This is a genomic window from Micromonospora sp. NPDC049799 (genome assembly GCF_040656655.1).
Classification (GTDB): domain Bacteria; phylum Actinomycetota; class Actinomycetes; order Mycobacteriales; family Micromonosporaceae; genus Micromonospora.
In genome coordinates, this window is sequence record NZ_JBFAMU010000766.1 from 1 (window position 1) to 1,762 (window position 1,762).

Consider the following 1,762-nt stretch of genomic DNA (forward strand, 5'->3'; position numbering starts at 1 on the left):
CACACACCATCCTGCATCCCACTCACGCAGAACCCGTCCGGGGCATTTTGTCCGTATCTCATCCCCGACGCCGACCTGCCCACCGGCCGGGCGGTGCCGCACCGCCGTACCGCGTTCGTCTTCCCTGGCCAGGGCTCCCAGTGGCGGGGGATGGGCCGGGAGCTCTTCAAGCGCAGTCCCGTCTTCGCCGACGTGGTGCGCCGCTGCGCCGAGGCGCTGCACCCGCACGTCGCCTGGGACCTGACCGCCGTCGTCGCGGACGAGGCGGGTGACGAGTGGACCACCCGGATCGACATGCTGCAGCCGACGCTCTGGGCGATGTCGCTCGGGCTGGCCGAGTTGTGGCGGGCCAACGGGGTGCATCCGGACCTGGTGCTCGGGCACAGCCAGGGGGAGATCACCGCGGCCACCCTGGCGGGCGCACTCTCCTACGCCGACGCCGCCCTGCTGATCGCGCGGCGCAGCGCCATCGCCCGGCGGGCCTCCGGGCGGGGCCTGATGCTCGCGGTGGACCTCGACCGCGACGGTGCCCGGGAGGCGTTGCAGGGCTTCGAGGAGACGGTGGCCCTGGCCGTGCACAACGGCCCCCGCTCCTGCGTGCTCTCCGGTGACCGGGACGACGTGCTGACCCTCAAGGAGCTGCTGGAGGCCGAAGAGGTCTTCTGCCGGCTGGTGAACGTGGACTACGCCTCGCACAGCCCGCAGATGGGGGCGCTCCGCGACGACCTGCTGGCCGCGGCGGAGCCGGTCCGCCCGAGGGCCGGCACCGTGCCGCTGCTCTCCACCGTCCGGGTCGGACTGGTCGGCGGCACCGAACTCGACGCCCGGTACTGGGTGGAGAACCTGTGCCGCCCGGTGCTCTTCGCCGACGCCATGCGGCGGGCGTTCGACGACGGGGTCACCCACGTCGTCGAGATCAGCCCGCATCCGGTGCTCACCCCCGCCGTCGAGCAACTCGCCGCCGAACGTTCCGAGGCGGTCGCGGTGCTCTCCACCCTGCGCCGGGACCAGGGCACCGCCGAGGACATGGCCCGCGCCCTGGCCCGGTCGTACGTGGCCGGGCTGGCCCCGTTCGGCGGGCTGCCCCGCGACCGTCGGGTGGACCTGCCGGGCTATCCGATGCGGCCGGAACGGTACTGGCCGGCGGCCCGGCCCCGGCGCGCGGGCGGGCGCGGGTTCGAGGTGGAGCTGGCACCGGCGCCCGGACAGGTGGACACCTGGCACGCTCCGGTCGGGCTGACGCTGGGCGAGCAACCGTGGCTGGCCGACCACCGGGTGCACGACGCGGTGGTGCTGCCCGGTGCCGGCATGCTGGCGTTGCTGCTGCTGGCCGCGCGGGCGCGGACCGGTGGCCGGCCCGGCAGCATCGACGACGTGTCCTTCGACCGGGAGGTCACCTTCGCCGGCGACGACGTGCGGCTCACCGTGGAGTGGCGCGACGACGTCACCGAGGGCGGCAGCGTACGCCTGCTGCACCTGCCCGACGGGGCCGCCGGCTGGACCGCGGCGGCCGGCGGCCGGGTGTCCTACCGTCCGGCCGACGGACCGGGCCCCGACTACCCCGACTGGGCCGACACCGCGACCCCGAACGATCCGGACGCCTTCTACGAGGAGTGGGCCGGTCGCGGGCTCACCTACGGTCCAGCGTTCCGACGGGTCCGGGACCTGCGGGTGCACCCGGACGGCGCGGAGGCGATCGGCGAGGTGGCCCTCGCGGAGGGGCTGCGCGCGGGCAACCGGCCGCACGCGCCGCACCCGGCCC

1 protein-coding gene is annotated in these 1,762 nt (G+C 75.1%); it reads left to right on the forward strand.

Annotated features, from left to right (window positions below):
• Window positions 1-93 precede the first annotated feature (93 nt).
• Window positions 94-1,762 (forward strand): acyltransferase domain-containing protein (locus AB0I76_RS29265; RefSeq protein WP_357042193.1); only part of this gene is annotated, 1,669 nt, incomplete at its 3' end.